General features: G+C 61.3%; 3 protein-coding genes. All 3 read left to right on the plus strand.

Annotated features, from left to right (window positions below):
* A partial coding sequence (locus tag B3849_RS02935) for an AAA family ATPase (RefSeq protein ID WP_286779798.1) occupies positions 1 to 1,086 on the plus strand: 1,086 nt, incomplete at its 5' end.
* A gap of 115 nt (positions 1,087 to 1,201) precedes the next feature.
* Entirely contained in the window at positions 1,202 to 1,783 is a 582-nt protein-coding gene (locus B3849_RS02940) for an MOSC domain-containing protein (protein WP_064216176.1), read from the plus strand.
* Positions 1,784 to 1,956: 173 nt separating this feature from the next.
* On the plus strand, positions 1,957 to 2,990 hold a 1,034-nt coding region (locus B3849_RS02945), incomplete at its 3' end, for a formate--tetrahydrofolate ligase (protein WP_286779799.1).

Genomic DNA, 2,990 nt, shown 5'->3' on the forward strand with positions numbered 1-2,990 from the left:
AACCAGCTGCTGGTCGAGATGGACGGCTTTGAGGCGAACGAAGGCGTGATCATCATCGCCGCGACCAACCGCAAAGACGTGCTGGACCCTGCCTTGCTGCGTCCGGGCCGCTTTGACCGTCAGGTCACCGTGGGCAATCCCGACATCAAGGGCCGCGAGAAAATCCTTGGGGTGCATGCACGCAAGACGCCGCTTGGCCCTGACGTAGACCTGCGCATTATCGCGCGCGGTACGCCCGGTTTCTCGGGTGCGGATCTGGCGAACCTTGTGAACGAGGCCGCGCTGACCGCCGCACGCGTGGGCCGTCGCTTTGTCGCGATGATGGATTTCGAGGCCGCGAAAGACAAGATCATGATGGGTGCCGAGCGCCGGTCGATGGTGTTGACGCAGGACCAGAAGGAAAAGACCGCCTACCACGAAGCCGGTCACGCCATCGTCGGGATCAAGCTGCCGAAATGCGACCCTGTCTATAAGGCCACGATCATTCCGCGCGGTGGTGCCTTGGGTATGGTGATGAGCCTGCCCGAAATGGACAAACTGCAAATGTTCAAGGACGAAGCCGAGCAAAAGATCGCCATGACGATGGCGGGCAAAGCGGCTGAGATCTTCAAGTATGGCGCTGAAACCGTATCGTCGGGCCCGATGGGCGATATCATGCAGGCCAGCCAGTTGGCGCGTGGCATGGTGATGCGCATGGGCATGTCCGACAAGGTCGGGAACATCGACTATTCGGAAGCGGCGGCTGGCTATCAGGCCAACGGCGGCGCGGGCGGGTTCAGCGTTTCTGCGGCTACGAAAGAGTTGATCGAATCCGAAGTGAAACGCATCATCGACGAAGGCTACGACCGCGCCTATAAAATGATCACCGATCACGAGGAAGAATTCGAACGTTTGGCCCAAGGTCTGCTGGAATACGAGACCCTCACCGGCGAGGAGATCAAGCGCGTCATGGAAGGCAAACCGCCACAAGACCCGGACGGCGATGACACCAGCGGCATGGACAAACCAAGCCTGACCGCGATCCCCAAGGCCAAAGGCAAGAAGACGCCTCCGCCAAGCGGGATGGAGCCAGAGCCAAGCGTCTGACGCCTAGGCATTGATCACCAGAATACGAAAGAGAAGGCCCTGCACCCGCGGGGCCTTTTCTTTTGTCGCGGCTTTGCGCAGGTTACGGACAACGCAGCGCGAAAGGATGCCGGTCATGCCGACGATGAAAGAAACCGAGTTTACCGCAACGATCACATGGCTTGGTGTGGTGCCCAAGCTGGCCAAGGGTATCCGCGCCGAACCCCGGAGCGAAGCTTTCGCCAGCTACGCCGGTTTCGAGGATGACGTGCACGCGGGGCTGACCCGCGCGTCCTGTGTGCGGGTCACGAACCTCTATCCCAAGGGCACCGAGATCCGGAACGTGCGCCAGTTGTCGATCCTGTCCGCGGAAGAAATGGCCCTGATCGCGGCCGACATGGGGATGGAGGCACTGGACCCCATGCATCTTGGCACGTCGATGGTGATCAAGGGCATCCCCGATTTCACCCATGTGCCGCCCAATGCGCGGCTGCAGGCTGCCTCGGGTGCGACGATCACGATTGATACCGAAAACCGCCCCTGCGTATTGCCCGGGCGCGAGATCGAACAAGACAGCCCCGGCCACGGTCCCAAGTTCAAATCCGCCGCCGAGAACCGTCGCGGCGTGACCGCCTGGATCGAACGCGAGGGGCTGTTGCGCGTCGGTGATACGCTGCGCCTGTTCATCCCCGACCAGCCAGCCTGGCAGCACGGCTAGGCCCATCGGGGCGCGGGCTCACAGCGACCCGCCATGCTCAAATCAGCGGCACACCCGCCGGATCGCCGCATCAAGCGCCGGATATGTCGGAATTGCCCCCTCTGCCCATGCCCTCACAGGCGTATTGAGGACATAAGAAACATAGAATGCCGACGGCGCATCAGGGAGGACATATGACCTTTAAATCCGACATCCAAATCGCACGCGAAGCCAGCAAACGCCCCATTCAGGAGATCGGGCAAAAGCTGGGCATCAGCAGCGATGATCTGCTGCCCTACGGCCATGACAAGGCGAAGGTGTCGCAAAAGTTCATCAACTCGGTGCAGGACCGTCCCGATGGCAAGCTGATCCTCGTCACCGCGATCAACCCCACCCCCGCGGGCGAGGGGAAAACCACGACCACCGTTGGTCTGGGCGACGGGTTGAACCGCATCGGCAAGAACGCGGCCGTCTGTATCCGCGAGGCGTCTCTTGGTCCGAACTTCGGCATGAAAGGCGGGGCCGCGGGGGGCGGCTATGCGCAAATCGTCCCGATGGAAGAGATGAACCTGCATTTCACCGGTGACTTCCACGCCATCACCTCGGCGCACAACCTGCTCAGCGCGATGATCGATAACCACATCTATTGGGGCAACGCGCTAGAGATCGACCTGCGGCGCGTCGTCTGGCGCCGCGTCGTCGACATGAACGACCGCGCCCTGCGTCAGATCACGGCGTCCTTGGGCGGTGTGTCGAACGGTTTCCCCCGCGAGGCCGGATTCGACATCACCGTCGCGTCCGAAGTCATGGCGATCTTGTGCTTGGCCAAAGACCTAAACGACCTGCAAAAGCGCCTTGGTGACATGATCGTCGCCTATACCCGCGAGCGTAAACCGATCTATGCGCGCGATATCAAAGCGGATGGTGCGATGACCGTGCTGTTGAAAGACGCGATGCAGCCGAACCTTGTGCAGACTCTGGAAAACAACCCCGCTTTCGTCCACGGCGGGCCTTTCGCCAATATCGCGCATGGCTGTAACTCTGTCATCGCGACCACCACCGCGCTGAAGCTGGCCGATTACGTCGTGACCGAAGCGGGCTTTGGTGCCGATCTGGGGGCAGAGAAGTTCCTGAACATCAAATGCCGCAAGGCGGGGTTGGCACCGTCCTGCGTCGTGGTCGTGGCCACCGTGCGCGCGATGAAGATGAACGGCGGCGTGGCCAAGGC

Source organism: Sulfitobacter sp. UBA4523 (assembly GCF_002388305.1).
GTDB classification, from domain to species: Bacteria; Pseudomonadota; Alphaproteobacteria; order Rhodobacterales; family Rhodobacteraceae; genus Sulfitobacter; species Sulfitobacter pontiacus.